Raw genomic sequence first — 26,651 nt, forward strand, 5'->3', positions numbered from 1 at the left:
AATGATCAGCGATATTCAACAAGATGCCGCGGCGCGCATGGCGAAAAGCATAGAAGCGTTGCAAAAAGCCTTCACCAAAATCAGAACCGGCCGGGCCCATCCCAGTCTGTTGGACCAGATTAGCGTCAGTTATTACGGAACGGAGTCGCAATTGTCCCAAGTGGCCAACGTGTCGGTGGAAGACGCCCGAACCCTGAAAGTGGTGCCGTGGGAAAAAGGCATGGTACAAGCCATCGAAAAAGCCATCATGTCATCGGGATTGGGCTTGAATCCGGCTACCCAGGGTACCGTGATCAGAATTCCGTTACCGGCCTTGACCGAGGAACGCCGCCGCGAGTTGGTCAAGGTGGTCAAGAATGAAGCCGAACAAGGCCGGGTGTCGATCAGAAATATTCGCCGCGACGCCAATGCGGCCATCAAGGATGCGTTAAAGGAAAAACTGATTTCCGAGGACGATGCTCGCCAAGGCGAAGACAAGATTCAAAAGCTGACCGATCAATACATCAAGGAAGTAGAAAAGCATCTTGAAGAAAAAGAAGCCGATCTGCTGTCCATGTAAATCAGTTGAGCATAACCATGGCGGATGAACTTGCTAGCAGTGTGATAGTCAACGGGAGCATTCCCAGGCATATCGCCATTATCATGGACGGAAACGGCCGTTGGGCGCAAAAGCGCATGATGCCCAGAATCATGGGTCATCATGCGGGGGTCAAGGCCGTCAGGAAAATCGTCGAATATTGCGCGAAGCAAAATGTCGAAGTATTGTCGCTGTTTGCCTTCAGTAGCGAGAACTGGCGTCGGCCCAAGGACGAAGTCAGTCTGTTGATGGAATTGTTCATGAGTACGCTGCAAAGCCAAGTCGACAAACTGGATAAAAACAATATCCGCTTGCGTATCATCGGCGATAAGGAGGCTTTTCCGGACAAGTTGCGGGAGAAAATCCACGCGGCCGAAGCGCAAACCGCCCAAAACAGCGGTTTGACACTGGTGATAGCGGCTAATTACGGTGGCCGCTGGGATATTGCCCAAGCCGCGCAAAAAATCGCCCATGCGGTCAAGGTGGGCCAAATCGATGAACGGGATGTCAACGAGGACTTGTTGAATCGCTATTTGGTAACGGCGGATTTACCCGAGCCGGATTTATTCATTCGTTCGGGTGGCGAAGAGCGAGTCAGTAATTTTTTACTGTGGCAGTTGGCTTATACTGAGTTCTTTTTTACCGATGTGTTATGGCCGGATTTCGATCAGGCCATGATGCAGACAGCCATGGACAGTTTCAAGGGCAGGCAGCGGCGATTCGGACATACCGGCGAACAAGTCATTGATAAACGTATTCTTTAGGCATTTTTCATAACCATAATAATTAAAAAGCAAACTATGTTGGTACAACGCATATTAACGGCCTTGGTGTTAGCGGCTGTCGTCATTTTGGCGGTTTTTCAATTGCCCGCCGTCTATTTTTCATTGTTTATCGCCATCGTCACCTTGGGAGGGGCTTGGGAATGGTTGTCCCTGACAGGCGTGGAACAGCCCGGCAAAAAGTGTTTGTTTTTCGCTGCTCTGATTTTTCCCATGTTGGGCGTCACCTATTGGACGGTGTTTCTGGAGTTATTGGGCGAAGCCTTGGAATGGCCGGAAATCAAGGAATATTCCGACGCCTTGGAATGGCTGGTGATTGCGCCGGTGTTGTTCTGGGTGTTGGCCATGATAATCATCAGACAGGCCGCCGGGCAATTGTTGCAGACGGAGTTCAAACCCCGCGCCAAAGCCTTTGTGGGCTGGTTGGTGTTATTGTCCGCCTGGATGTTCCTGAGCAAACTCAGAGCTTATTACGGGCCGGGCATGGTGTTGTATTTCCTGGTGTTGATTTGGGCAGCCGACATCAGCGCTTATTTCGTGGGTAAAAAATGGGGCAAGGATAAGCTGGCGCCGGAAATCAGTCCTGGAAAAACCGTTCAGGGCATGTATGGAGCGCTGCTGTCCGCGGTGATTTGCGCCATAGGCTTGCGCATTTATTACGGCTTGGAAGCGCTGCAATCCGAAGAAGCTTCCTTGGCGATTCTGATGAGCGTGGATTTGTTGATACTGTCGGTGTTGACCGTGCTGGTGTCGATATATGGCGATTTGTTTTTCAGCTTGGTCAAGCGGCAAAAAGGCGTCAAGGATAGCGGCAGCCTGCTGCCGGGCCATGGCGGTATTTTGGATAGAGTCGATAGCCTGATCGCCGCCGCGCCGTTTTTCTATGCCGGCATCGTGTTGATCGGCCGGAGCGTCTTCGCATGAAAGGTATCTGCATCCTCGGAGCCACGGGTTCGATAGGGGTCAGCACCCTGGATGTGGTGGCGCGCCACCCGGACCAGTATAAAGTCGTGGCTTTGACCGCGAACGGCAACATCGATGTGTTGTACGAACAATGCCTTGCGCACCGCCCCGAATACGCGGTGGTGGTTACCGAAAGCAAGGCGGAGGAATTCAGGCAGCGCATAGCCGCATCGCCGCTTGCGGAGATCAAGGTTTTGGCGGGCGCGGAAGCATTGATCGAAGTGGCGACCTTGGATAATGTCGACGCCGTGATGGCGGCGATTGTCGGCGCGGCGGGCCTGTTGCCAAGTTTGGCGGCCGCGAAGGCCGGCAAGACCGTGCTGCTGGCCAACAAGGAAGCTCTGGTAATGTCCGGGCAGATTTTCATGCGGGCGGTCAGCGATTCCGGCGCGGTGTTATTGCCGATAGATAGCGAGCACAATGCCATCTTCCAATGCATGCCGGCCGGTTATACGCCCGGCCATAGCGCCAAGCAGGCGCGGCGGATTTTATTGACGGCGTCCGGCGGACCCTTCCGTAAAACGCCGCTCGAGTTGCTGCCGAATATGACTCCCGATCAAGCCGTGGCGCATCCGAAATGGGACATGGGCCGAAAAATATCGGTGGATTCGGCGACCATGATGAACAAGGGCCTGGAATTAATCGAGGCCTGCCTGCTGTTCAACATGGATCCGGACCAGATTCAGGTAGTTATTCATCCGCAAAGTATCATTCATTCCATGGTCGATTACGTCGACGGCTCGGTGCTGGCGCAAATGGGCAACCCGGATATGCGCACGCCGATCGCTCACGCCATGGCTTGGCCGGAGCGCTTCGATTCCGGCGTGGCGCCCCTGGATATATTCGAAGTAGGGCATATGGATTTCGAAAAGCCCGATCTGCAGCGCTTTCCCTGCTTGAGACTGGCTTACGAAGCCATAAAAGCCGGCGGCATCATGCCAACCGTGTTGAATGCGGCCAATGAAATTGCCGTGGAAGCCTTTTTGAACGAGGAAGTGAAATTCACCGACATCGCCATCATCATCGAGCGCAGCATGGCGCAATTCACGCCGGACAGCGCCGATAGCCTGGAACTGGTGCTAAGGGCAGACAGCCGGGCCCGTCAAGCGGCCAAATCCGTGATCGAAGGCTTGGCAGCCTGATGGAAACCCTGCATACCCTGTTTTATTTCACCGTCGCCATCGCGGTGCTGGTCGCGTTTCATGAATTCGGCCATTTTTGGCTGGCGCGGCTGACAGGGGTCAAAGTCATTCGTTTTTCGATAGGCTTCGGCAAAAAATTATGGGCTTACCAAAAGTCTCCCGAACAAACCGAGTTCGTGGTGGCCGCCATCCCGCTAGGCGGCTACGTCAAAATGGTCGACGAGCGCGAGGGCGAGGTTGCCGAGGCGGATTTGCCCTACGCGTTCAACCGGCAGACGGTAGCCGTCAGAACTGCTATCGTGGCCGCCGGGCCCTTGTTCAATCTGATTCTGGCCGTGGCCTTGTTTTGGCTTGTCATGGTGGTGGGCGAAACTGGCCTGAAACCCATACTGGGCAATGTCGAAACCGGCAGCATAGCGGCCGAAGCCGGCTTTCAGGCGGGCGATCAGATCATCAGCGTCAACCAAAAGTCCACCCCGACCTGGGCGATGGCATTGGATGAACTGTTTTCAGCCGCCATCAACGGCCAGCGCGATATCGTGGTCGATGTGATAACCCGGGAAGATCAAAGGCAATTTCGGGCCATCGTGTTGACGGACGAAGATGTACGGACGCCGGAAGTCCTGAATCAGCGCTTGGGGCTGAAACCGTTTATTCCCGTGATCAAGCCTATCATAGGAAAACTGTTGGACGAAGGTTCGGCGAAACAGGCCGGATTGCAGAGCGGCGATTTGATACTGCGCGCCGACGATCAGCCGATCGAGGATTGGCAGCAGTGGGTCGATTATGTGCAAGCCAGACCAGACCGGGAAATCAATGTTACCCTGGAACGCAACGAGGTGGAAACGCAACTCACATTGACGCCGCGCCGGGAAGAGCAGGCGGACGGCAAGGTGATCGGGAAAATCGGCGCCGGCGTACATATCCCCGAAGCAACGATGCGCGATTTACAGGTGGAATATTCGCTGTCGCCCATGGAAGCCCTACCCGCCGCCCTGGAAAGGACTTGGTTCTACTCGATCAGCACAATCAAAATGATAGGCAAAATGTTCATCGGCGCTGCCTCGGTGGAAAACTTAAGCGGGCCTATCAGCATTGCCCAGTATGCCGGCCAGTCGGCCGAGATGGGCTTCACGGCATTTTTGAAGTTTCTGGGTCTGATCAGTGTCAGTCTGGGTGTATTGAACCTGTTGCCGGTGCCGGTGCTGGACGGCGGTCATCTGCTTTTTTATTTGGTGGAAGTCATCAAGGGCAGCCCGGTGTCGGATCGGATGCAGATGGCTTTTCAACAGTTGGGCATGCTGGTGTTGATATGTTTAATGGCGCTGGCGCTGTTCCTGGATTTGGATCGATTATTTCAATGACGCTGAACAAAATGTTCAGCGCGAAGTCCACCCCACTTTATCAAACCTAGCATTGGTCAGACCATGAAAAAACTCACTGGAATTTTATTGTTTGCGCTTGCCGTACTGACGGTCAACAGCGTGCGAGCCGACGAAGCAGCCATCAAAAAGGCCCTTAACGAATTTATGCCGGGCGCGCAGGTTGAATCGATCGCGCCCTCGGAAATCAAGGGCTTGTTTGAAGTTGTCAGCGGCGGCAATATCTTCTACGCCTCGGAAGACGGACGCTACCTGTTGCAAGGTCAGATGTTCGATGCCGTCGAAAAGAAAAACATTACCGAAAACAAGCTGGCCGGCGTGCGCAGGCAAGCCTTGGAACAGGTCGGCGAAAAGAACATGATCATTTTCAAACCGGCGGCCGGCAAGCACGTGGTGTCGATTTTTACCGATATCGACTGCGGTTACTGCCGCAAGCTGCATTCGGAAATCGATCAATACATGGCTCAGGGCATCAGCGTGCGTTATTTGTTTTTCCCCAGAGCGGGCAAGGGGTCCGAGTCTTATAGCAAGGCGGTTTCCGTCTGGTGCGCCGCCGACAGACAAAAAGCCCTGACTACGGCGAAAAAAGGCGAATCCTTGGAGACCAAAAACTGCGATAATCCCGTTGACCAACACATGGCATTGGGCGAGTCGTTTGGCATGAACGGCACGCCGATGATAGTGACCGAAAAAGGCAACATCCTGCCGGGCTATGTTCCCGCGGCTCAACTGGCGAAAATCCTGGCCAAGGAATAATTAAGCGGTATGCGGAGAGGACTGGGTGGCAGCGCCGCCCGGTTTTGCCGATAGCCTTTTCGGCTTATTTTTTTACTTCCATTCCTTCAACATTTTCTTCAACCGATACAACTCGTCCAGCGCCTGCCGTGGGCTGAGATTATCGGGATCTATTCCTTCCAGCAGTACCACGGCCGGATGGCATTCACGGCTGGTGAACAGGTCCAACTGATTCACTTCATTATGGCTTTGCAGCTCGATATAAGCGCTGTTCTCCAATTGGGCCAGCTTGGTTTTGGCGTTAGCGATTACCGCTTGCGGCACGCCGGCCAGCGCCGCTACCTGCAAGCCATAGCTCTGGCTGGCCGGGCCGTCCTTGACCGCATGCAGAAATATGATCTTGTCGCCGTGTTCCATGGCATCCAGATGAATGTTGTGAATGTTGGCTTGTTCCTCCGCCAGCGTGGTCAGCTCGAAATAATGGGTGGCGAATAGCGTGAAAGCCCGGCTATGCCGCGCCAGATAATCGGCGCAGGCCCAGGCCAGCGACAAGCCGTCGAAGGTGCTGGTGCCGCGGCCTATTTCGTCCATCAAAATCAGACTGTTGCTGGTGGCGTTATGCAATATGTTGGCGGTTTCCGACATTTCCACCATAAAGGTCGAGCGGCCGCTGGCCAGATCGTCCGAGGCGCCGATGCGGGTGAATATTTTGTCGATGGGGCCGCAGCGCAGCGACTGGGCCGGTACATAACAACCAATATGCGCCAACAACACGATCAAAGCCGCTTGGCGCATATAAGTCGATTTACCGCCCATGTTGGGGCCGGTGATCACCAGCATGCGCCGATCGTTGGAAAACTCCAGATCGTTGGCGACGAATGGAATACTGGACAAGGCTTCCACCACCAGATGGCGTCCGCCGCTTATGCTTATGCCGGGTTCCTGGTTCAGAATCGGTTGCGATAGGTTCAACGTGTCGGCGCGTTCCGCAAAGTTTACCAATACATCCAGTTCGGCCAGGGCGTTGGCGCACTGTTGCAAATCGAGCAAGGCATCGCCTAGCGTGGTCAGCAGTTCGTCGTACAGCGCTTTTTCGAAGGACAGCGACTTTTCCCTGGCGCTCAATACCTTGTCCTCAAAGGATTTCAATTCCGGCGTGATGTAACGCTCGGCGCCCTTCAGTGTCTGCTTGCGGGTGTAATGCACCGGCACCTTGTCGGCCTGGGCGTTGGAAATCTCGATGTAATAGCCGTGTACCCGGTTGTAATTCACCTTCAGAGTGGCGATGCCGGTAGCGGCGCGCTCCCGTTGTTCCATGTCGATCAGGAACTGGTCGGCGTTCTGGCTGAGGTTGCGTAGTTCGTCGAGTTCGGCGTTGAAGCCCGGCGCGATGACGCCGCCGTCGCGGATCAATACCGGTGGATTGTCAATGATGGCGCGCTGCAACAAGTCCAGTAATTGCGGCTGTTCGCGCAATTGCGAGCGCAGCGTCTCCAGATGCGGATTTTCGCTGTCGGCCAAATGGCTTTGCAGGCTCGGCAAAGTCGCCAGGGTATGGCGCAGCACCAATAAATCGCGCGGGCGGGCCGATTTTAATGCGATTCGCGAGCTGATGCGCTCGATGTCGCCGACCTGGCGCAGACTGCCCTGTAATTCCCGGTACAACTGATTGTCCAACAGGCTGGCAATACAAGCGTAACGGCCGTTGATGATGCCGTGGTCGCGCAAGGGTCTGTGTATCCAGCGCCTTAGGCAGCGGCTGCCCATCGCGGTGGCGGTCTGGTCCAGCACGCCCAGCAGGGTATATTGCAGCTGGCCGCTGGGGTGGCTATCCAGTTCCAGATTACGGCGGCTGGCGGCGTCCAGGCTGATGCCATCGTCGGCATGCTCGATGGCGATGCCCTGGATGTGGGGTAGGGCGTTAAACTGGGTGTCGCGCACGTATTGCAACAAACTGCCGGCCGCGCAAATTGCCGCCGGCAAATGTTCGCAGCCGAAGCCTTTCAAATCGTGGCAGTTGAATTGCTTCAGGATCAGCTGCCGGCAACTGTCCAGATCGAAATGCCAGGGCGGCCGTCGGCATAAACCCTTACGCTCCCTTAGGCAGGCGGGCAGAGACAGGTCTTCGCTATACAGCAACTCGGCCGGGTTCAGACGTTCTATTTCGCTGAGCAACGGGGTGTTGCCTTCCAGTTGCTGCAGCACGAACTTGCCGCTGCCCAAATCCAGGCAAGCCAGCCCGTAAAATTTATCGAAGGCCGCCAGCGCTACCAGCAGATTGTCCTTGCGGTCTTCCAGCAAGGCTTCGTCGGTGACCGTGCCCGGCGTGACGATACGCAGCACCTTGCGTTCAACCGGGCCCTTTGATTTGGCCGGGTCGCCAATCTGCTCGCAAATCGCGATGGATTCGCCCTGTTTCAGCAGTCGGGCGATATAGTTTTCGGCGGCATGATAGGGAATGCCCGCCATCGGAATGGGGTGGCCGCCGGAATGTCCGCGCGCGGTCAGGGTGATGTCCAGCAATTGCGCGGCGCGTTTGGCATCGTCGTAAAACAGCTCGTAAAAATCGCCCATGCGATAAAAAAGCAGGGTATCCGGGTGCTGGGATTTGATGCGCATATATTGCTGCATCATCGGGGTGTGCTGCGTTTTCTCGTCTTGCTTGGCGCCTTGTTTTTTCTGGTTATTCATTTGTAACAATTTGATACATAAGTAACATTCTTTGGTTTTCTGTTGAGTCTAACATTGTCGACACTTATCAAAACTTTCCTGCACTTTGCTTTTTAGTATAGGTTTTAGTATAGGTTTCTTCAGGTTATACTCGCGTCATCATTCGCCACAAAAAACCTATACTGAAATGCAATTCGACGCCCGCACCGCTAAAGCTTTGCTACCTGGACAGCATATGGCTTTTGACGATTACCCTGGGCTGCGTTTGTCTGCCATGGCAAAGGTGAGAACTTGGTTTTATCGGTATAGAAGCACTGTTGATGGACGCCTTAGGCAGGTGTCAATTGGTCATTGGCCGTCTATGTCATTCCCAGTGGCTATTGTCGCTTGGGAAGCTTTGAAAAACCAGCGTGATTCTGGTAATGATCCTGTATTAGAGGCAAAGCAAGCTAAATTAGAGGCAAAAGCTTTAATATTGAAACAAGAGGCGGCAAATTCTGAAAACGCTTATACAGTCCGCGTGCTATGTGATGAATACTTAGCTGGACATGTTTGTCGCCACAGAGCCAAAAAAGGTTCTACTGAAATTACTAGGATGTTTAACACGATGCTGGGTGATATGGCGGATTTACCATCCACTGCAATTACCCGCGCAATGGCTTTTGATTTGATTCAAAAGTACGCCGCAATATCGCCCGTGCAGGCCGGAAAATTACGATGTGAGTTAGGAGCAGCATGGGATTTTGCAATGGATGCCGGCAGATTGCCTGAAGCCGCGGTAAATTGGTGGCGCTTAATTTTACGTGGAAAAATTAGATCAAAAGGAAAGACCATAGAAGGTAAGAACATCGGCGTGGTCAAACGCGTACTCACTGAAGACGAAATCGGTGAATTGATAGCTTGGCTTCCAAATTTCGCACCGATAATTACTGACGTTCTAATGTTATATCTTTGGACCGGAACTCGCGGCTCAGAAATTGTTGGCATGTCAGGAACTGAAATTAGTGAAGAGGGCGGTCAAGTTTGGTGGACGATACCGAAAATTAGAACGAAAAATGCCCGACATGAAACTGCTCCAGATCAAAGGGTGCCCTTATTCGGTAGAGGTTTGACCGTAGTTTTACGGCGGAAAAAACTATATGGAGACGGTTTTCTATTTCCATCCCGTCATAAAGTGGGGCACATCGAACAAAAATACGTCACTGAACAGGTATTTTATAGGCAACCCTATAGTCAGATTCGCCCTGAGCAGGTGAGGCCTCGATTAACGGTGACTCATTGGGCACCGCATGATTTGCGACGGACGTCACGCACCTTGCTTGCAAAATTAGGATGTCCAGATTCCGTAGGTGAAACGATTCTCGGTCATATGTTACCCGGTGTGGTGGGAACTTATAATCGGCATCAATATGACGATGAAAAACGCCTATGGCTCTTTAATCTGTCAGAGCATCTTGAGTCATTGGCAAAGCGTTTCGAGATTTAGGTTTGCCGTTGCGTCCGCCTATTGCCGTTTAGGGGGGCAATAAATCGGGCCATAGGCCCTCCAAATGTTGAGTTATGAATGCGGCTTTATCGAGTCATCTAAACCGTCAAAAGCCGCGGGTTAATTACTTCTCTTTCCTAGCGCCTATAAACGGTTTGCCGTCGGACTTAACATCCATGAATCGGCCGGTGTTGGTATCACGTTTGACCCAATGGCCTGAAGGCGTTTGGGTTTGCGAGCGTTCACGCACGGCACCATTGCGATGACCATCGCCTGCGGGTGGATTTGTAGCCATAGCACCTCCTATAGGTTATAGAAAATGATCCATATGAAAATAATACATAATCAAAATGATCATGTCAATTATTCAAAAAGTTGATTTATGCGCTAGAGTCTTTAGAATGTGCTGGCATGAATAGCGAAACACAGCCAGCATCTGCCATCGACATACTGAGCCACACCCAGCGCGAACGACTCCTCTTTATCGAATTTCGTTTGTACTTTCTCGGAGACATTGGGCGCCAAGATTTAATGCAACGGTTTGGCATCGCGCCTGCGGTTGCCACACGAGATTTTGCGCTGTACCGCGAGCTGTTTCCGAGCAACATAGGGTTTGATAACAAGTCAAAAACCTATGTGATCGGGCCTGCGTTCTCGCCAGCATTCCAGCACTCCGCGGAACGCGTATTGACGGCGTTGTCACGCGGATTCGGCGATGGCATCGGCGGCAGTAGTGAGCCGTTGCTGACCTGCGAATTACCGAAAGTGCTTAACCAGCCTTCAATGGAAATCCTGGCGCCAATTGCTCGAGCGATACACCAACAAAAGGTCGTCAGCATCGACTACACCTCGCATAGCAGTGGATTTTCGACGCGCGAAATCGCGCCGTTCGCTTTGGTCAATGATGGTTTACGTTGGCATGTCCGCGCCTATGATCGTAAAAGACCCGATTTTCTGGATTTCGTTATTACTCGGATACCCAGAAGCCAACTGATCGACGACGGAAAGGTTTTACCTCACGAACAGCCTAGTGCAGACATCCAATGGAATAGGATCGTGGAATTGGATTTAGTGCCACACCCCAATCAAAAGCATCCCGAGATTATCGGAAACGATTATGGGATGACCGACGGTGTATTGCATTTAAAGATGCGAGCAGCCGTTGCCGGCTACGTATTACGGCAATGGATAGTCGATTGCTCGTCCGGGCACAGCCTACAAGGCAACGAATATCGGTTATGGTTAAGAAATCACCTAGCACTCTACGGTGTTTCCAGTGCCAAGTTTGCCCCTGGCTATGAATTTCCCGAGGTTTGAAAGCCCAAACGCAATACCCGAGGGGCACAAGTCAAATAGGGACACGTTTTTTACGAATTGGACAAGTAAAACCAGCGCATGAATCACGCAGCACACAATAAACTCGTTTCCTTTATATGGTCGATCGCCGACGATTGTTTGCGCGATGTCTACGTCCGCGGCAAATACCGCGATGTCATCCTGCCGATGGTGGTATTGCGCCGCCTGGATGCGCTGTTAGAACCCAGTAAAGACAAAGTTTTGGAAGAACTGGCGTTCCAGAAAAACGACATGGGCTTGACCGAACTGGACGATAACGGTCTGAAAGAAGCGTCCGGCTATGTGTTCTACAACACCAGCAAATGGACGCTCACGCAATTATTGAAAACCGCCACCAACAATCAGCAAATCCTGTTGGCGAATGTCGAAGACTACTTGAACGGCTACAGTGCCAACGTCAAGGAAATCATCGACAAGTTCAATCTCAAAACCCAAGTTCGACATATGGCCGGCAAGGATGTTTTGCTCGGCGTGCTGGAAAAGTTTACTTCGCCCTATATCAACCTCACACCATACGAAAAGGAAGATCCAGACGGCAACCGGCTACCCGTCCTCAGCAATCTGGGCATGGGTTATGTCTTTGAAGAGCTGATCCGAAAATTCAACGAAGAAAATAACGAAGAGGCCGGCGAACACTTCACGCCCCGCGAAGTGATCGAGTTGATGACACATTTGATCTTCGATCCCGTTAAAGATCAACTGCCGCCGGTCATGACCATCTACGACCCGGCTTGCGGTTCCGGCGGCATGCTCACCGAGTCGCAAAACTTCATCAAGGACGAGGACGGCGCGATTCGCGCGACTGGCGATGTGTATTTGTACGGCAAGGAGATCAACGACGAAACCTACGCCATTTGCAAATCCGACATGATGATCAAGGGCAACAATCCGGCCAACATCCGTGTCGGCTCCACGCTGTCCACGGACGAATTCGCCGGCACCCGCTTTGATTTCATGCTCTCCAATCCGCCTTATGGCAAAAGCTGGGCCAGCGAGCAGAAATACATCAAAGACGGCGGCGACGTGATCGATGCCCGGTTTCGGGTGACGCTAAACGACTATTGGGGCAATGCGGAAACGCTAGACGCCACGCCGCGTTCCAGCGATGGCCAATTGCTGTTTCTGATGGAAATGGTCAGCAAAATGAAGCCGCTGGATAACAGTTCTCATGGCTCGCGCATCGCTTCCGTGCATAACGGTTCCAGCCTTTTCACCGGCGACGCTGGTAGCGGCGAAAGCAATATTCGTCGGCACATTATCGAAAACGATTTGCTGGAAGCCATTATTCAGTTGCCCAACAACCTGTTCTATAACACCGGCATCACCACTTATATCTGGCTACTGTCCAATCACAAGGCACCCGAACGCAAAGGCAAGGTACAGTTGATCGATGCCAGCCAGCTTTACCGCAAGCTGCGCAAAAATCTCGGCAACAAAAACTGCGAATTCGCCCCCCAACATATCCGGGAAATCGTCGCCACTTACTTGGCATTGGCAACCCAGGAACGCCAAACCGATGATGCGGGTATAGCCGCTCAGGTGTTCGACAACAGCGATTTTGGCTACTACAAGGTCAATATCGAACGCCCGGATCGCCGCAAGGCCCAATTCAGCCAGGAGCGCATTGAAACCTTACGTTTCGACAAGGCGTTGAATCAGCCGATGCAGTGGATTTACCAGCAATGGGGCGATGCCGTCTATCAACCCGGCTGCCTGGCGCAACACGAAAAAGCCATTCAGGCCTGGTGCGAAGATAACGAACTGGGCCTCAATGCCAAAAATCGCAGCAAATTGCTCAGCCTGGATACTTGGTTGAAACAACAAAACCTGATGCAAACAGCGCAAACCTTGATGGCGGCGATCGGTACCGACCAATCGAGCGATTTCAACCAATTCAAGGTTTCCGTCGACGCCATACTCAAGGCGCAAGCGATCAAACTCACTGCCAGCGACAAAAACGCCATCCTCAACGCCGTCAGTTGGTACGACGAAAGCGCCGAAAAAGTCATCGCGCAAACCTTCAAACTCAATGGCGATATGCTCGAAAAAGTCTTGCAACGCCTGGATTGCAGCGAAGATGAGCTACCCGATTTTGGCGTTTACCCCGCCGGTAAAAAAGGCGAATACCTCAGCTACGAATCCAATGCCGATTTGCGCGACAGCGAATCGGTGCCATTGAACGACCAGATACACCGCTACTTCCAGGCCGAAGTGAAACCGCATGTCGCGGAAGCCTGGATAAACCTGGATTCGGTCAAAATCGGTTACGAAATCAGCTTTAATAAATACTTCTATCGGCACAAACCGCTGCGTACTATGAATGACGTGGCTCAGGACATCATCGCTCTGGAAAAGCAGGCTGAAGGCTTGATAGCGGATATTCTGGGTATTGACGTAAACCTGCTTTAGGCGACGATGATGAACGATGCCGAACCATTGAAATCAGCAAGTGCACATCCGTCGCTAAACGATGGACTAGCGCCGCTTTTCAGTAATATTGCCCTGGTCATTCAACAGTCACGTCAACAAGTACAGCAGGCCGTGAATAGCGCGATGGTGCAATGTTATTGGCAGATTGGCTGTTTGATCGTCGAGCACGAACAACACGGACAGGCCCGAGCCGCCTACGGTAAGCAGCAATTGCAGATATTATCCGCGCAATTAACTGTGGAATTTGGCAAGGGATTCGACGCTCGCAATCTGCGCAATATGCGAAGCTTTTTTCTGGCCTATCCAAATTGGAACGCAGTGCGTACCGATTTGAGCTGGACGCACTACCGCACCTTACTCCGAGTGGAAAATCCAGGCGCCAGAAGCTGGTATCAACAGGAGGCGATAGAGCAGTGTTGGAGCGCTCGCGCACTGGAACGGCAGATCGACAAACTCTACTACGAACGCCTGTTGTCCAGCCAGGATAAAGCGCCGGTTCAAGCTGAGGCGGAACAGCATATCGCCGCTGAAAACCTGCGGCAACAGCAACTGCGGCCTCAAGATGTATTGCGCGATCCCTATATTCTGGATTTTTTGAACCTGCCCAGCCAGCACTTGTTGGAATCCGACCTGGAACAAGGCCTGCTGGATAACCTGCAAGCCTTCCTGTTGGAATTGGGCAAAGGTTTTGCCTTTGTCGCCCGGCAACAGCGCATCCGCACCGAAGACCAGGACTTTTACATCGATCTGGTGTTTTACCATTTCAAGCTAAAGTGCTTTTTACTGATTGACCTGAAACTGGGCAAACTCAGCCATCAAGACGTGGGCCAGATGGATAGCTATGTGCGCATCTACGACCAACAGCAACGCTCGGCGGACGACAACCCGACCATCGGCCTGATCCTGTGCAGCCAGAAAAGCGAAGCAGTGGTGAAGTATTCGGTGCTGACCGACAGCGAACAGTTGTTTGCCGCCAAATACCTGCCGTTTCTACCGACCGAGGCCGAGCTAAAACGCGAATTGGAACGGGAGCGGATTAAAGTGCAGGCGCAATTGATGAACAAGACTGACGAGGCGGACGATGATTGAGCAACTGGCGGCTTTGCCGACTTATGAGACTTATAAGGATTCCGGGGTGGAATGGCTGGGGGAGATTCCAGCGCATTGGAAAGTAGTTCCACTTAAGTACTCCTTGTCATTGAATTCTGAAAAAATTTCCAGTCGAAATTCAACATTGAAGTATTACGGCATGGAAAATATCGAATCATGGTCTGGACGCTTCATAGAAACTGAATCGGAAGTCGAAGGATTAGCCAACAAATTCAGTGAAAACGACATTCTTTTTGGAAAACTAAGACCTTATTTAGCCAAGGTCGCTTTAGCTACGTGCGAAGGAATATGTTCAACAGAATTTTTGGTTTATCGAGCAAAAAAGCAGTCAGCTAATTTCTTTAAATACTTACTCCTTTCAACTGACTTTATTAATTTGGTTGATGCCTCTACCTATGGCTCGAAAATGCCGAGGGCTAATGCTGATTTTATTGGCATACAACGTTTACCGATACCTAATCTCCCAGAACAAACCGCCATCGCCGCCTTTCTGGATCGTAAAACCGCGCAAATCGACCAAGCCGTGGCGATCAAGGAACAACAAATCGCCTTGCTGAAGGAGCGCAAGCAAATCCTGATTCAAAACGCCGTCACCCGTGGCCTTGATCCCAGCATACCGATGCGCGATTCTGGTGTCGAGTGGATCGGCGAGGTTCCGGCGCATTGGGAGTTACTGGCAAACCGAGCTTTATTCAGAGAAAGAATCGAACAAGGCGAAGAGGGCTTACCGTTATTATCCGTTTCAATTCATACAGCCGTTTCTTCAGAGGAAATATCCGATGAAGAAAATATCCGTGGCAGAATCAAAATTGAAGATAAAACCAAATATAACTTGGTTCAGCCTGGCGATATCGTCTTCAATATGATGCGAGCTTGGCAGGGGGCGATTGGCGCAGTGGCAGTTAAAGGTATGGTAAGTCCTGCCTATATCATTGCCACACCGAGCCCTAAAATAGCCTCTTCATATTTTGAGTATCAATATCGTTGCCCGGAATTTATTCAGCAAATGGACAGAAATTCAAAAGGAATTACCGATTTTCGGAAAAGACTGTATTGGAATGAGTTTAAGCAATTGATGTCTGTCGTCCCGCCTATTGAGGAACAAACCACCATCGTCACCCACATCGAAACCCAATCCGCCAAAATCGATCAGGCCATTGCCATCCAGCAACAGCAAATCGACAAACTCAAGGAATACAAAGCCACGCTGATCAACAGCGCCGTTACCGGTAAAATCAAGGTGCCGGAACTTGTCGAAAGCCAGGATACCGCTTGATGACGTTAGAACGTAGCCATGACTATTTATTGTCCTTACTCAGGGAATTGGTGAAGTTACCCAAGGAAACGGAGTGGGTGGAGTTCAAGCAGAATCATGATCCCGAAAAAACCGGTGAATATATTTCCGCGTTAGCGAATGCCGCCGCGTTGATCGGCAAGCAGTCGGCTTACATGGTGTGGGGAATTGAAGACTCCAGCCATGAAGTTGTCGGTACTCATTTCACACCGGCTACAACAACGTATAAACAACAAGAGCTGGAAAGCTGGTTGTTACAAAAGATAACCCCCAAAATTCATTTCCGCTTTTTTGAGTTTAAAGCGAGTAACGACAAGCCGGTGGTGATTTTAGAAATTCAAGCCGCCAGTCACACGCCTGTGCAGTTTGATGGTGTCGAGTTTATTCGTGTGGGTTCGTACAAGAAAAAACTGCGGGAATTTCCGGAAAAAGAACGCGCATTGTGGCGCGTATTTGACCGGGTGCCTTTTGAGCGGCAAATGGCGGTCAAAGATGTTGATGAAGCCGAGGTATTAAAGCTTTTGGATTACCCGGCTTATTTCGATTTGACCAACCAGCCTTTACCGGAAGGTCGTAATGGTGTTTTACCGCTATGTGCCGTTTTGGGCATGACCCGTTTTCATTTGACGGTCATTTGATCGTGCAAGCATTCGATACAAGGAGGTTTTTGTTTTGTACATACAAATCAAAAGCATACGAAGAACGCTTCATTTGATGGTGAGTGGCTGTTTTATGGGCTTTGACTACGATGGAAGTTTTATGAATCGTTTAAGGAGTCCCTATCGGCAACAAATCAGTTTGTGGAGCGTGTATTTAAAATTAGACTCCACAAACTTATTTGTGGCGCGTCTGGACTCTGCAAAGCTCCGCCTATTTAGCCAAGGAAAGCCATGACCAGCAAAACCACCGAGAAAGAACTGGAAATCGCCATCGAAAAACAGCTGACCGGCACCTGTCTGGAGGCGCAAAAGGGTGTTGCCGAAGCGGGCGAGCTGCCGTTCAGCCCCAACCACGGCTACCAGCTCGGCTTGCCGCACGATTTCAACGCCCGTTATGCCATCGACAGCAAACGCTTTTGGGCCTTCTTGGAACACACCCAACCTAAAGAGCTGGAAAAGTTGCAAAAGCACAGCGGCGATTGGCAGCTTAAAGTGCTGGAACGCTTCGACAAACTGATCAAAAAATACGGCCTGCTGCATTTGCTGAAAAAGGGTTTGAGTGTCGACGATGCCACTTTGCACCTGATGTATCCGGCGCCGCTGGACAGCAGTTCCGACAAAGTGAAGCAGAACTTTGCCGACAACATTTTCAGCAGTACCCGTCAGGTACGTTATTCCCTGAGCAATACCCTGGAAGAAATCGATCTGGTGTTGTTCATCAACGGTCTGCCGTTTGCCACGCTGGAGCTGAAAAATCCCTGGACCGGTCAAACCGCGCGTTATCACGGCCAGAAGCAATATCGCGAAGATAGGGACATCAATCAGCCTTTGCTGCAATTCGGCCGCTGCCTGGTGCATATGGCAGTGGATACCGATGAAATCTACATGACCACCAAACTGGCCGGGCCGCACACCTTCTTTTTGCCGTTCAACAAAGGCCATAACCACGGCGCCGGCAATCCGCCCAATCCAAACGGCCACAAAAGCGCCTATTTATGGCAGGAAGTGTTCAGCAAAGACAGTGTCGCCAACATCATTCAGCATTTCGTGCGATTGGACGGCAGCAGTAAAGAGCCGTTGGATAAGCGCAGCTTGTTTTTTCCGCGTTACCACCAACTGGATGTAGTGCGCAAACTGGTGGCGCATGCCAGTCAAAACGGTGTTGGGCAAACCTATCTGATCCAACACTCGGCGGGTTCCGGTAAATCCAATTCCATCACCTGGGCAGCCTATCAATTGATTGAAGTGTATCCGTCGGGGCAGGAAAAACCGTTGTTCGATTCGGTCATCGTCGTTACCGACCGCCGCCTGCTGGACAAGCAGTTGCGCGACAACATCAAGGATTTTTCCGAAGTCAAAAACATCGTCGCTCCGGCGTTTAAGTCTTCGGAGTTGAAAAGCGCCCTGGAGCAGGGCAAGAAAATCATCATTACCACCATCCAGAAATTTCCCTTCATCATCGACGGCATCGCCGATCTGAGCGACAAACGTTTTGCGGTGATCATCGACGAGGCTCACAGCTCGCAGAGCGGTTCAGCGCACGACAATATGAACCGGGCGATGGGCAAGAGCGAGCAAGCCGAGGAAGAGCTGGATGTGCAGGACAAAATTCTGCAAGCCATGCAATCCAGGAAAATGCGCGGTAACGCCTCCTATTTAGCCTTTACCGCAACGCCGAAAAACACCACCTTGGAAAAGTTCGGGGTTAAACAAGCGGATGGCAGTTTCGAGCCGTTTCATTTGTATTCCATGAAACAGGCGATCGAGGAAGGCTTTATCCTGGATGTGCTGGCCAATTACACCACCTATAAAAGCTATTACGAGATCCAGAAATCCATCACGGATAATCCGTTGTTCGACAGTGCCAAGGCACAGAAAAAGCTGCGCGCCTATGTCGAGCGCCATCAGCAGACCATTGCCGTGAAAGCGGAAATCATGCTGGACCATTTCATTCCGCAGGTGGTCAACAGCAAAAAGCTCAAAGGCAAAGCCAAGGGTATGGTGATCACCCAGAATATTGAGGCGGCCATTCGATATTACCGGGCGATTAGCCAGTTATTGAAGGACCGCGGCAATCCGTTCAAGGTTGCCATTGCCTTTTCCGGCACCAAAGAAGTTGACGGCATCGAGTACAGCGAAGCGCAAATCAATGGTTTTGCCGAAAATGAAACCCGCGATTATTTCGATCAAGACGAGTACCGTTTGTTGATCGTCGCAAACAAATACTTGACCGGATTCGATCAGCCCAAGCTCAGTGCGATGTATGTCGATAAAAAATTACAAGGCGTACTGGCGGTGCAAGCCTTGTCGCGCTTGAATCGGGCAGCGCCCAAGTGGGGTAAGAAAACCGAAGATTTGTTCATCCTGGATTTCTTTAATTCGGTAGACGATATTAAAACCGCCTTCGATCCTTTTTATACCGCCACGCGCTTGTCGGAAGCCACGGATGTCAATGTATTGCATGAGTTAAAAGATGCGCTGGATGAGGTGGCGGTGTATGAGTGGTTTGAGGTTGAGCAGTTTGTCGAACTGTATTTTAGTAATACCGATGCCCAGCAGCTAAGCCCTCTGATCGATACGGCGGCGGACCGATTCAATCAGGAATTGGCGCTTGATGAACTGGCTAAAGCCGACTTCAAGATCAAGGCCAAGCAGTTTGTCAAAATCTACGGACAAATGGCCGCCATCATGCCATTTGAAATTGTTGCGTGGGAAAAGCTGTTCTGGTTCCTGAAATTTTTGATCCCCAAGCTGATCGTGAAAGACCCCAATGCGGATCAGATTGATGAATTGCTGGAGTCGGTGGATTTGTCGTCTTATGGTTTGGAACGGGTCAAACTCAACCACCACATTGGCTTGGATGCCAGCGAAACCGAGCTGGTGCCGCAAAACCCCAATCTCCGTGGTGCGCATGGCGGCAATCAAGAACATGATCCGTTGGATGAAATCATTCGTAGCTTTAACGAGCGCTGGTTTCAAGGCTGGGGTGCAACGCCTGAAGAGCAGCGCATCAAGTTCATCAATATCGCCGACGGTATCAAAGCGCATCCTGATTTCCAGGAAAAATATCAAAACAACCCCGATGTGCATACCCGAATCTTGGCGTTTGAAAAGATATTTGAAGACGTGATACTCAAGAATCGCCGCAATGAATTGGAACTCTATAAATTGCTTGCCAACGATCCCGCATTTAAAGCCGCCATGCAGCAGAGTTTGCGGCAAATGGTGGCGTGATGCGCCGATAGCTGTATTTATTGAATGATCTAAATTTATTAACTTTTAAAACCATCAACTCTCAATTATGAACAAATCCGACCTCATCGACGCCATCGCCAGCCATGCCAACCTGACCAAAGCCGATGCCGGCCGCGCATTGGATGGCATTACCCGGTCTATACAGTCAGCTCTCAAATCGGGTGATTCAGTGGCACTGGTGGGCTTCGGAACGTTTGAAGTGAAAGAACGTGCAGAGCGCACTGGTCGTAATCCCCAAACCGGCGAAGCAATCACGATAGCCGCCGCCAAACTGCCATCGTTCAAAGCCGGTAAAGGCCTGAAAGACGCCGTTCAGTAATTCGGCCGCCTTTATTGCGGTCCCATACCCCCACCTTCCAGCTCAGATTGCCGTTTGACCGTAGGTACATCCAATTCGGTCATCCGGCCTTGGGTGCGGGTCAACGTATCTTGGCGTGTGGTCGTGGTGGCGCCGTATTTTTGTGGATTGAGCCGACTGCCAGTACCGGTCAGTTGATCGAGATTGAGCATGGAGGCTGCATTGGCGTCTGTCGGTAAATGCCCGGTCTGCGCCAGAATGCCCAACCATTCGTCCAGGTTGACTTGAGTCCAATCGACCCGATCCAGACCCGAGAGGTAATAACGCGCGGCACCATGATTCGATGGCATTCGGGACAATCGACAGTTGCATGATGTCCATTGAACATCGAGTGATTTGATCGAGTTTAAATCGATTGGCTGGGCCGTTTGAACCGTTCTGAGAGTGATGACTGTGAAGACATTGTTTTCTCCATGCCTAAGTTGCTGGGCAATCGTACCGCGATTGAGCTAACGTTCTGAGTCGGTTTTTTAAATCAAAACTATTTCAACAAGGCAAAGAAAATTAGCCTGAATATCGATTCGATTATTCGCTGACACTCGCCAGAATTTTGTTGATTGCCGTAGCCGAAATTCGAAAATCCGATCGGTGCAAGACTTCAAAAGCCGCTCGAGCAGACGCAATCAAACCTTGTTTCTTGGCTAGACCAATGACTGCGGCCGTACCGACGAACTGCAGTTGATATTCTTTGGCCACAGCCCGGCCGGCACGTTCATCCATGATCAGCAAATAGTTTTGGGGTGACGATAGCGCGATGTTGATGCAATCCGTTTCACCAACGTCCAGGTCGATATCCAAACGTGGTGTGATGGATTCATGCCATACCGTCAACCAACCTGAATCGAATGCATGGAACAGCGCTTGTTCACCCGGCGCCGATTTGCCGGGTAACACTTCCTGTTTCACCGATTCAGGTACGAAAACCTCGCCAAATAACTGGGGCAGCCAGATTAAACCCTCCACCAACGCCAGTCCGATCAATGGACTGGCATCGACAATGACTTTTTTGGTCATCCGCGATCAGGCTTGGTTGAGCCACTGGTCCAGAGTGTCCAAATCATCCTCGACTTCATCCGCTGTTTGCTCGATGACGGAAATACCCAGGCGCGAGACGTGCGCAATAAAGTTTGCCAATGGCATATCGGCCAGTTTAGCGGAGCGGGCAAGGGATAAATTTCCGTCTTTGAATAAGGCTGTCGCCAAGGCCTTGCGAACACCAGGCATGCCGATGATTTTGGTGGATTTTAGGCCAACCATCACCGCGTCCGGTTCGTTTCGATTCATAACCAGGACCATATCCTCGTGAGCCATGCGCAGAGCTTCGCTGGGGTTGTTCTTTAGACCGCTAACATTCACTGTTTTCATAGCCTGATTACATAGGAAGATTAGATAGGTGGATTATAATCCTCTAAATGAAAATTGTTGCATAAAGTTGTTTCCCTGGGCGTTGAATCGACCCCTATGTGGCTACGACAACGTCGCTACTAGGATTGATTACTCGGTGATGATTCTGGTTTTAGGGATTTGGCTTAGCATGCACATTTGGCAGACTTGCGGGTATTTACAGCCATGAATGACTAAATAGGGCGTATGGCAGGTCGTACAGTAACGCTCATGAAGGCCTGGCAATCACCCCGGCATATGAAAGTCAACGGCGTTATGTCGTTAGTTTTTGGGCGGTTGACACGTGACTTTCAGAGTAACGTTCATGAAGGCCGGGCGATCGCCCCGGCAAATGAAAGTAGTGCAGCTGGGCACGGTTCCTCGCCGGACAAGACGCCGTAAATACGTCCGTGTAGGCTCGACGGCAGCATCCTTGCTGCCGTCGCCTGTCCAACAAGCAACCGTTCCCGCTCGATTTTTTACTTTCAGAGTAAGGTAATTCAGCGAGTCCGTCTCTCAGGGCTTCGACGATAATTCAGGCTTCATCGAAATTTGCTGGCTGTATGCGGCCAAATGGTCGGCGTTCTTGGATATTGCTTGGATGGAATTCGCAAAAAGTGTCCCAGGCCAGGAAATCAACCCGGAAACCAACGCCATCTGTAAAGCCGATTTGTTGCTAAAGGGCGAAGGCGAAGAGGCCGAGAACATCGTCGGCGGCGCGGATAAATCCACCTTGTCGGCTGACCGGTTTCCGGCGCGTGAATTCGACTTCATGCTGTCTAATCCGCCGTACGGCAAAAGCTGGAAAACCGACCTGGAACGCATGGGCGGCAAAGCCGGTTTTACTGACCCGCGCTTCATGGCCACCCGCGACGGTGACCCGGAATACAAACTCATCACGCGTTCCAGCGACGGCCAGTTGATGTTTTTGGTCAACAAACCGCGGAAGATGAAGCACAACACCCCATTGGGCAGCCGTATTGCCTTGGCACATAACGGCTCGGCGCTATTTACCGGCGATGCTGGCCAGGGCGAAAGCAACATCCGCCGCGAGGCCCTCGAAGTGCATTTTGCGGTGGACGACAGTGAAGTGGCGTTTTGCACGCATTTAACCGGCAAAACCTCGTGGTTTTTACCGTTCAACCAGGGCTGGAACAGCGGTGCCGGCAATCCGCCCAATCCGGACGGGCTGAAATCCGATTACCTGTGGAAGCGGGTGTTGGCCAAGGAATTGCTAGCCAACATCATCGAAAACTTTGCCCAGATCGTCGAAGAGGAAGGCGAGCGCGGTAAGAATAAGCGCAAACAGGTATTTCCGCGCTTCCATCAACTTTGCAGGGTGCGGGCCTTGTCGCGCCGCTACGGCGCCGAAGACGTGGGCCGCCGTTACCTGATTCAACATCGGAGTTGGACCCGATCCTGGATGTTTGCGTCGAAGCGTGCCAACGGCAATTGGATGAAAATGCCCAAATCGAGTTTAAAGGCAAAGCCAAGGCCTTCGTGCACAGCTATGGTTTCCTCGGTGCGATATTGACCTATGGACACCCGGCTTAGGAAAAACTGGCGATTTTTCTGAATTTCCTGATCCCGAAATTACCGGCACCGAAAGAGGAAGACCTTTCCAAGAGCGTGCTCGATGCCATCGACATGGATAGTTAGGCGCGATTTTCTGAATTTGGCTGACTTGGCTGCCGTGGAAGCCCGCGACCAGCTCTCGGCGAGTCATATTCTGTTCCCTGTGTTGAATTTGCTGTCCGCGCACGACGTGGGCGTATTGCGCCGCGAGTTTATCGAAGGCGACATGGAATATTCCAATCGTTCGTTGAGTTTTGCGATGTCAGGCAGCGAGCGGCGCTTGACTATGCGGATTGGGCCGATAAGGTGTCGATTCGCTGGACGGTGCCGGCGCAGGCCGCCGAGACGATGCGAGGCAGTCATGGGCAGTAAGTTGAGCAAGCTTTTTAGTTGGTTTCCCGAGCTTGGAAAATTTTACGGGGCGAGCTCCGCTAAAGAGTTCGATGAATTTCTCGAACTGCATTTTGCGCGCAGTATTCAGCGTATGGAAGCCGAGGCGCATCATTTGGCCGACGATAGCGAAGAAAGCTGTCGGCGTTTTTAGCCGCCGCCTAAAGTAGGCCGGGATTGTCGATGGTTCGCGAAGCATACAGCAATGGCCGCGTCGATCTTACCATCCGTTCGGAAAGTTTATTGAGCGCCGAGCAACGGCTGGCTAAAGCCAAAATTTATGACGGCCCCGCTTACCATGCGCAAGCCATCACAATTAGTGGCTCGGTATTCGACTGGCAGACAGCCGAGCGCTTACGTGATCGAATACGTCAAAAAGCCCGATATTGCCAATATCGTTTCGCGCTTGCGCAAGCAAGCCGGCGCTGAGTTGACGGAGCGGCAGGAAGGTTCAATCACCGGTCACAATATGCGTTGGGCTTATGTCGGAAGGCATCTGCATGGCAGCGAGGAGTTGCTTAGGGTGGTGCATATCAATATCAACTTGAAGCAATGACTGCCATTTTCGCTGGCGAACGAAACGCCGTTGGCGCAAATGTTACAGCTCGTTTCATCACGGGTGCAAAATGGCACTATGTGATTTTTCATAGCCATGGTTGGTGAATTTCAGCAGTCCTTGTCGTATTTCGTCGTTAGAACATTCCATGGCAAAGGCAATTGCACCGGCAAATAGCGCACTAAAAGCCATGCTGTCTATTGAAACATCCGGCGCGGTCGGCAATTGCCCGCTGCTGAAAATTACTTCGGCTCGCGCAAGGGTTCCCAGCATCAATTGATATTCCGAGGAATCTCCCGCCAACCAAGCGCCGGTTTGACCCGATTCCAGATGCTGGGTTAGTTGCGGATTGCCGGCATCACCGGTAACCAATATTGATCGATTGTGGGGTAATGCATCGACTTGTGCCAAGCAGGCCGGATTGTCGGCATTAACAATCACATAACGACGAACGCGCTCTAGTTCATAATCGAAGCCCGTACCGGCCGGCAAATTCAACAACGCGGTTACATCGCACAAATCGTACGGAAAACCGTTCTGTGAAATGTCATCGGCTGTAAGTGCCATGACGGCTGCATCGGTTTGCTTCCGGTTGAGCAAATAACGTCCGCCATTAAAGCCGGACCAGTCCCAAAACACTTGTTTTTCTTCACCAAGCCAAACAGCTTGTGCGCAACTGAGACCGGTGCTTCCCTGTTTTTCCAGCATGATCGCATGCAGCATGCGGGCAATAATACTGCTCTCGCCGATGATCGTGGCGATGGGAATCCTGCCGTCAGACCCGTTCAGCAGGTAGTCCAATACTTCAGCATAGGCTTCCGGGCGAGTAGCGCTAAACATGGGCGCTGCGTTGATTTCATTGATGACGCCGCCGGCGGCATGCCAGGGTTGAGTGATATCGGAAATCAATATATCCACACCGGCAAAATCCAATCCGACTGCCTCGGCGGCTCGTCGCGCCAAATTAACGTTCTCGGGATGCACTTGGTCAATGACGTTTGCCCTCGATCCGCCATTAAAGGTACTGGCCATCCGCTTCAGTTGCACGAAGCGGCCGTTTTCCGGAATCGATTCCTCCGTCATATTCAGTTCGGCCAGCAGTTCATGCGATTCTTGGTCCAGAATAAGCTTTGCGGTCGTTAGGCTGTTTTCCTCGTTACGCGCGGCCAGTCGTTGGATGGTGTCAATGCCGTTGCCCGTGACGCCCGCTGGGCGAATAAGCGTCGCCTGAAGCAAACGGCCTCCCAGAATATTCAACCGCAGACTGACGCCGGGTACGTGGTTTTCCACGGCAATTCGGGAAGAGTGCTCACTGGCCGCCCGATAGGCTTTTTGTAGTGACGCCGGGTTGTTAATACCCACCGACACGCCAAGCGCCCGATCCAAATCGTCGGGCTTGACCACGACCGGGTAACCAATCGATTTGGCGGCCTTCAAAGCGTCTTCAACGCAGTTTATAAGAATGTGTGTCGGTACCGGTAAGCCTGCCTGGCGTAACAACTGCAATGCGAAAGTCTTATTTCTGGCGAGATAGGCACCCGCTCGGCTGGTTTGATCGGTAAAGGTAGTGTGCAACCAACGCTGCTTGTTCCCGTAGCCAAACTGATAATGGAAACCGGCCCTGTTCACCCAAGGCAAACCCCGGCTGTCGGCGTTAGCTAGAAAGGCCAACATATCTTTGGACCCCAACGCCGCTGCTTTCCAGTTCTCCCGCAACGATTGCAGTTGCGTCTTCAACTCATCCGATAAGGCGCATTCGGGATTGCTTAACATGGAATTCAGTACGGCGCCCATCCACTTCAACACTTTCATTGCTGTATCGCCGTCGTCGTAGGGAATCGCTAGCAAAAACTGATTCGCCGACAGTTCGATCAGTGAACCCTCCGAGAAAATCGGATGGCCGGCGGCCTGTTGCAGTTTGCATGCGCTCAGAAGCAACAGTTGCGCCAGCCATTTGGCGTGGGTTGCATCACTGAGCGGGGCTGGGTTAAAAGATAATTCCAGAACTTCTTGTAATTGGGTAATAAGCGTTGTCCGATCAATTTCCGTTTTGGTGTTGACTGAAATCCGCGCTTCCAACACGGGCTGACGAATGCCATGGCGCCCGCCTTTTAATACCTTGCAATTTAACACTTGCAGCGATCTTTCCACGGGTGAAAAGGCTTCGCGAATTTTTTTCTCCAACCGTTGCGCGGGTTCTCCTCGCAAGCCTCGACGTACAGCGTCGACAAAAACCGCGACGGCTTGTCTATCGCCTAAAGCTATCAATGCCTCGACATAGGCCACCCAGTAAGCCGCTTCGTCGGCATTCCGGTCCAGGACATTTTTAAAATGCACGGCAGCCAGCTCGACACGTCCAAGTTGCTGCTCCGTCAGCCCCAAATAATAACGGGCTTGTTCATGGTTGGGCGCCTTATTGAGCAGTTTTACCAAGCTTTTTTGGGCCTTGCCCAATCGGCCGGCATCGTAATGCTCCACCGCTTGGATGAATAAATCGCGAGTTGTCATGATTATTGAGATGGAGGCTCGATCCTGTGATAGATATTTT

General features: G+C 51.7%; 22 protein-coding genes. 17 read left to right on the top strand and 5 right to left on the bottom strand.

Annotated features, from left to right (window positions below; all coding sequences use genetic code 11):
• The first annotated feature begins 1 nt into the window (after nucleotide 1).
• The 6 genes from frr to NP590_RS03765 all read left to right on the top strand — a co-directional run bounded on the left by frr (nucleotide 2) and on the right by NP590_RS03765 (nucleotide 5,602).
• The gene (gene frr / locus NP590_RS03740) at nucleotides 2–559 is read left to right on the top strand and encodes a ribosome recycling factor (protein ID WP_256600892.1); all 558 of its coding nucleotides are present in this window, start codon (nucleotides 2–4) and stop codon (nucleotides 557–559) included.
• A 17-nt stretch (nucleotides 560–576) separates the two neighbouring features.
• Complete coding sequence (uppS, locus tag NP590_RS03745) at nucleotides 577–1,341, top strand: undecaprenyl pyrophosphate synthase (protein ID WP_256600893.1); 765 nt, start codon at nucleotides 577–579, stop codon at nucleotides 1,339–1,341.
• A 36-nt stretch (nucleotides 1,342–1,377) separates the two neighbouring features.
• The gene (locus NP590_RS03750) at nucleotides 1,378–2,283 is read left to right on the top strand and encodes a phosphatidate cytidylyltransferase (protein ID WP_256600894.1); all 906 of its coding nucleotides are present in this window, start codon (nucleotides 1,378–1,380) and stop codon (nucleotides 2,281–2,283) included.
• Complete coding sequence (gene ispC / locus NP590_RS03755) at nucleotides 2,280–3,464, top strand: 1-deoxy-D-xylulose-5-phosphate reductoisomerase (protein ID WP_256600895.1); 1,185 nt, start codon at nucleotides 2,280–2,282, stop codon at nucleotides 3,462–3,464. The genes NP590_RS03750 and ispC overlap by 4 nt, the downstream gene beginning before the upstream one ends.
• Nucleotides 3,464–4,828, top strand: coding sequence for an RIP metalloprotease RseP (gene rseP, locus NP590_RS03760; RefSeq protein WP_256600896.1), 1,365 nt, complete (start codon nucleotides 3,464–3,466; stop codon nucleotides 4,826–4,828). The genes ispC and rseP overlap by 1 nt, the downstream gene beginning before the upstream one ends.
• Before the next feature lie 63 nt (nucleotides 4,829–4,891).
• The gene (locus NP590_RS03765) at nucleotides 4,892–5,602 is read left to right on the top strand and encodes a DsbC family protein (RefSeq protein WP_256600897.1); all 711 of its coding nucleotides are present in this window, start codon (nucleotides 4,892–4,894) and stop codon (nucleotides 5,600–5,602) included.
• A gap of 72 nt (nucleotides 5,603–5,674) precedes the next feature.
• Here the strand turns inward: NP590_RS03765 and mutS are convergent, their stop codons facing one another.
• The gene (mutS, locus tag NP590_RS03770; protein ID WP_256600898.1) at nucleotides 5,675–8,272 is read right to left on the bottom strand and encodes a DNA mismatch repair protein MutS; all 2,598 of its coding nucleotides are present in this window, start codon (nucleotides 8,270–8,272) and stop codon (nucleotides 5,675–5,677) included.
• A 166-nt stretch (nucleotides 8,273–8,438) separates the two neighbouring features.
• Here mutS and NP590_RS03775 point away from each other — a divergent pair, with 166 nt between their 5' ends.
• The 8 genes from NP590_RS03775 (at nucleotide 8,439) to hbs (ending at nucleotide 20,160) form a co-directional block, all read left to right on the top strand.
• Nucleotides 8,439–9,737, top strand: coding sequence for a tyrosine-type recombinase/integrase (locus tag NP590_RS03775; RefSeq protein ID WP_256600899.1), 1,299 nt, complete (start codon nucleotides 8,439–8,441; stop codon nucleotides 9,735–9,737).
• 411 nt (nucleotides 9,738–10,148) lie between these two features.
• Nucleotides 10,149–11,054 (top strand): WYL domain-containing transcriptional regulator, encoded by a 906-nt coding sequence (locus NP590_RS03780; RefSeq protein ID WP_256600900.1) that lies wholly within the window; start codon nucleotides 10,149–10,151, stop codon nucleotides 11,052–11,054.
• Nucleotides 11,055–11,132: 78 nt separating this feature from the next.
• Nucleotides 11,133–13,502 carry a type I restriction-modification system subunit M gene (locus tag NP590_RS03785; RefSeq protein ID WP_256600901.1) on the top strand — a complete coding sequence of 790 codons (2,370 nt, stop codon included), beginning with the start codon at nucleotides 11,133–11,135 and terminating at the stop codon, nucleotides 13,500–13,502.
• 9 nt (nucleotides 13,503–13,511) lie between these two features.
• On the top strand, nucleotides 13,512–14,612 hold the full coding sequence (locus NP590_RS03790) for a PDDEXK nuclease domain-containing protein (protein ID WP_256600903.1): 1,101 nt from the start codon (nucleotides 13,512–13,514) through the stop codon (nucleotides 14,610–14,612).
• Nucleotides 14,605–15,909 (top strand): restriction endonuclease subunit S, encoded by a 1,305-nt coding sequence (locus NP590_RS03795; protein ID WP_256600904.1) that lies wholly within the window; start codon nucleotides 14,605–14,607, stop codon nucleotides 15,907–15,909. The genes NP590_RS03790 and NP590_RS03795 overlap by 8 nt, the downstream gene beginning before the upstream one ends.
• Nucleotides 15,909–16,565, top strand: a complete 657-nt coding sequence (locus NP590_RS03800; protein ID WP_256600905.1) for an AlbA family DNA-binding domain-containing protein — start codon at nucleotides 15,909–15,911, stop codon at nucleotides 16,563–16,565. Before NP590_RS03795 ends, NP590_RS03800 begins: the two co-directional genes overlap by 1 nt.
• Before the next feature lie 252 nt (nucleotides 16,566–16,817).
• Entirely contained in the window at nucleotides 16,818–19,820 is a 3,003-nt protein-coding gene (locus tag NP590_RS03805; protein ID WP_256600906.1) for a type I restriction endonuclease subunit R, read from the top strand.
• Between the two features lie 67 nt (nucleotides 19,821–19,887).
• Nucleotides 19,888–20,160 carry a non-specific DNA-binding protein Hbs gene (hbs, locus tag NP590_RS03810; RefSeq protein WP_256600907.1) on the top strand — a complete coding sequence of 91 codons (273 nt, stop codon included), beginning with the start codon at nucleotides 19,888–19,890 and terminating at the stop codon, nucleotides 20,158–20,160.
• 11 nt (nucleotides 20,161–20,171) lie between these two features.
• Here the strand turns inward: hbs and NP590_RS03815 are convergent, their stop codons facing one another.
• The 3 genes from NP590_RS03815 to NP590_RS03825 all read right to left on the bottom strand — a co-directional run bounded on the left by NP590_RS03815 (nucleotide 20,172) and on the right by NP590_RS03825 (nucleotide 21,564).
• Nucleotides 20,172–20,489: a hypothetical protein gene (locus NP590_RS03815; RefSeq protein WP_371927232.1), complete on the bottom strand. Its 318-nt coding sequence runs from the start codon at nucleotides 20,487–20,489 to the stop codon at nucleotides 20,172–20,174.
• Nucleotides 20,490–20,724: 235 nt separating this feature from the next.
• Entirely contained in the window at nucleotides 20,725–21,213 is a 489-nt protein-coding gene (locus tag NP590_RS03820) for a PIN domain-containing protein (protein ID WP_256600908.1), read from the bottom strand.
• A gap of 6 nt (nucleotides 21,214–21,219) precedes the next feature.
• Nucleotides 21,220–21,564: a UPF0175 family protein gene (locus NP590_RS03825; protein WP_256600909.1), complete on the bottom strand. Its 345-nt coding sequence runs from the start codon at nucleotides 21,562–21,564 to the stop codon at nucleotides 21,220–21,222.
• 619 nt (nucleotides 21,565–22,183) lie between these two features.
• On the opposite strand from NP590_RS03825, the gene NP590_RS03830 reads away from it, so the two are divergent.
• From NP590_RS03830 to NP590_RS03840, 3 genes are all read left to right on the top strand, one after another.
• Nucleotides 22,184–23,116: an HsdM family class I SAM-dependent methyltransferase gene (locus tag NP590_RS03830; protein WP_256600910.1), complete on the top strand. Its 933-nt coding sequence runs from the start codon at nucleotides 22,184–22,186 to the stop codon at nucleotides 23,114–23,116.
• 102 nt (nucleotides 23,117–23,218) lie between these two features.
• On the top strand, nucleotides 23,219–23,701 hold the full coding sequence (locus tag NP590_RS03835; RefSeq protein ID WP_256600911.1) for a hypothetical protein: 483 nt from the start codon (nucleotides 23,219–23,221) through the stop codon (nucleotides 23,699–23,701).
• 204 nt (nucleotides 23,702–23,905) lie between these two features.
• On the top strand, nucleotides 23,906–24,103 hold the full coding sequence (locus NP590_RS03840) for a hypothetical protein (protein WP_256600912.1): 198 nt from the start codon (nucleotides 23,906–23,908) through the stop codon (nucleotides 24,101–24,103).
• A gap of 57 nt (nucleotides 24,104–24,160) precedes the next feature.
• Here the strand turns inward: NP590_RS03840 and NP590_RS03845 are convergent, their stop codons facing one another.
• On the bottom strand, nucleotides 24,161–26,611 hold the full coding sequence (locus NP590_RS03845) for an acetate--CoA ligase family protein (RefSeq protein WP_256600913.1): 2,451 nt from the start codon (nucleotides 26,609–26,611) through the stop codon (nucleotides 24,161–24,163).
• Between the last annotated feature and the right edge of the window lie 40 nt (nucleotides 26,612–26,651).

Source organism: Methylomonas subterranea (assembly GCF_024505185.1).
Lineage (GTDB): Bacteria > Pseudomonadota > Gammaproteobacteria > Methylococcales > Methylomonadaceae > Methylomonas > Methylomonas subterranea.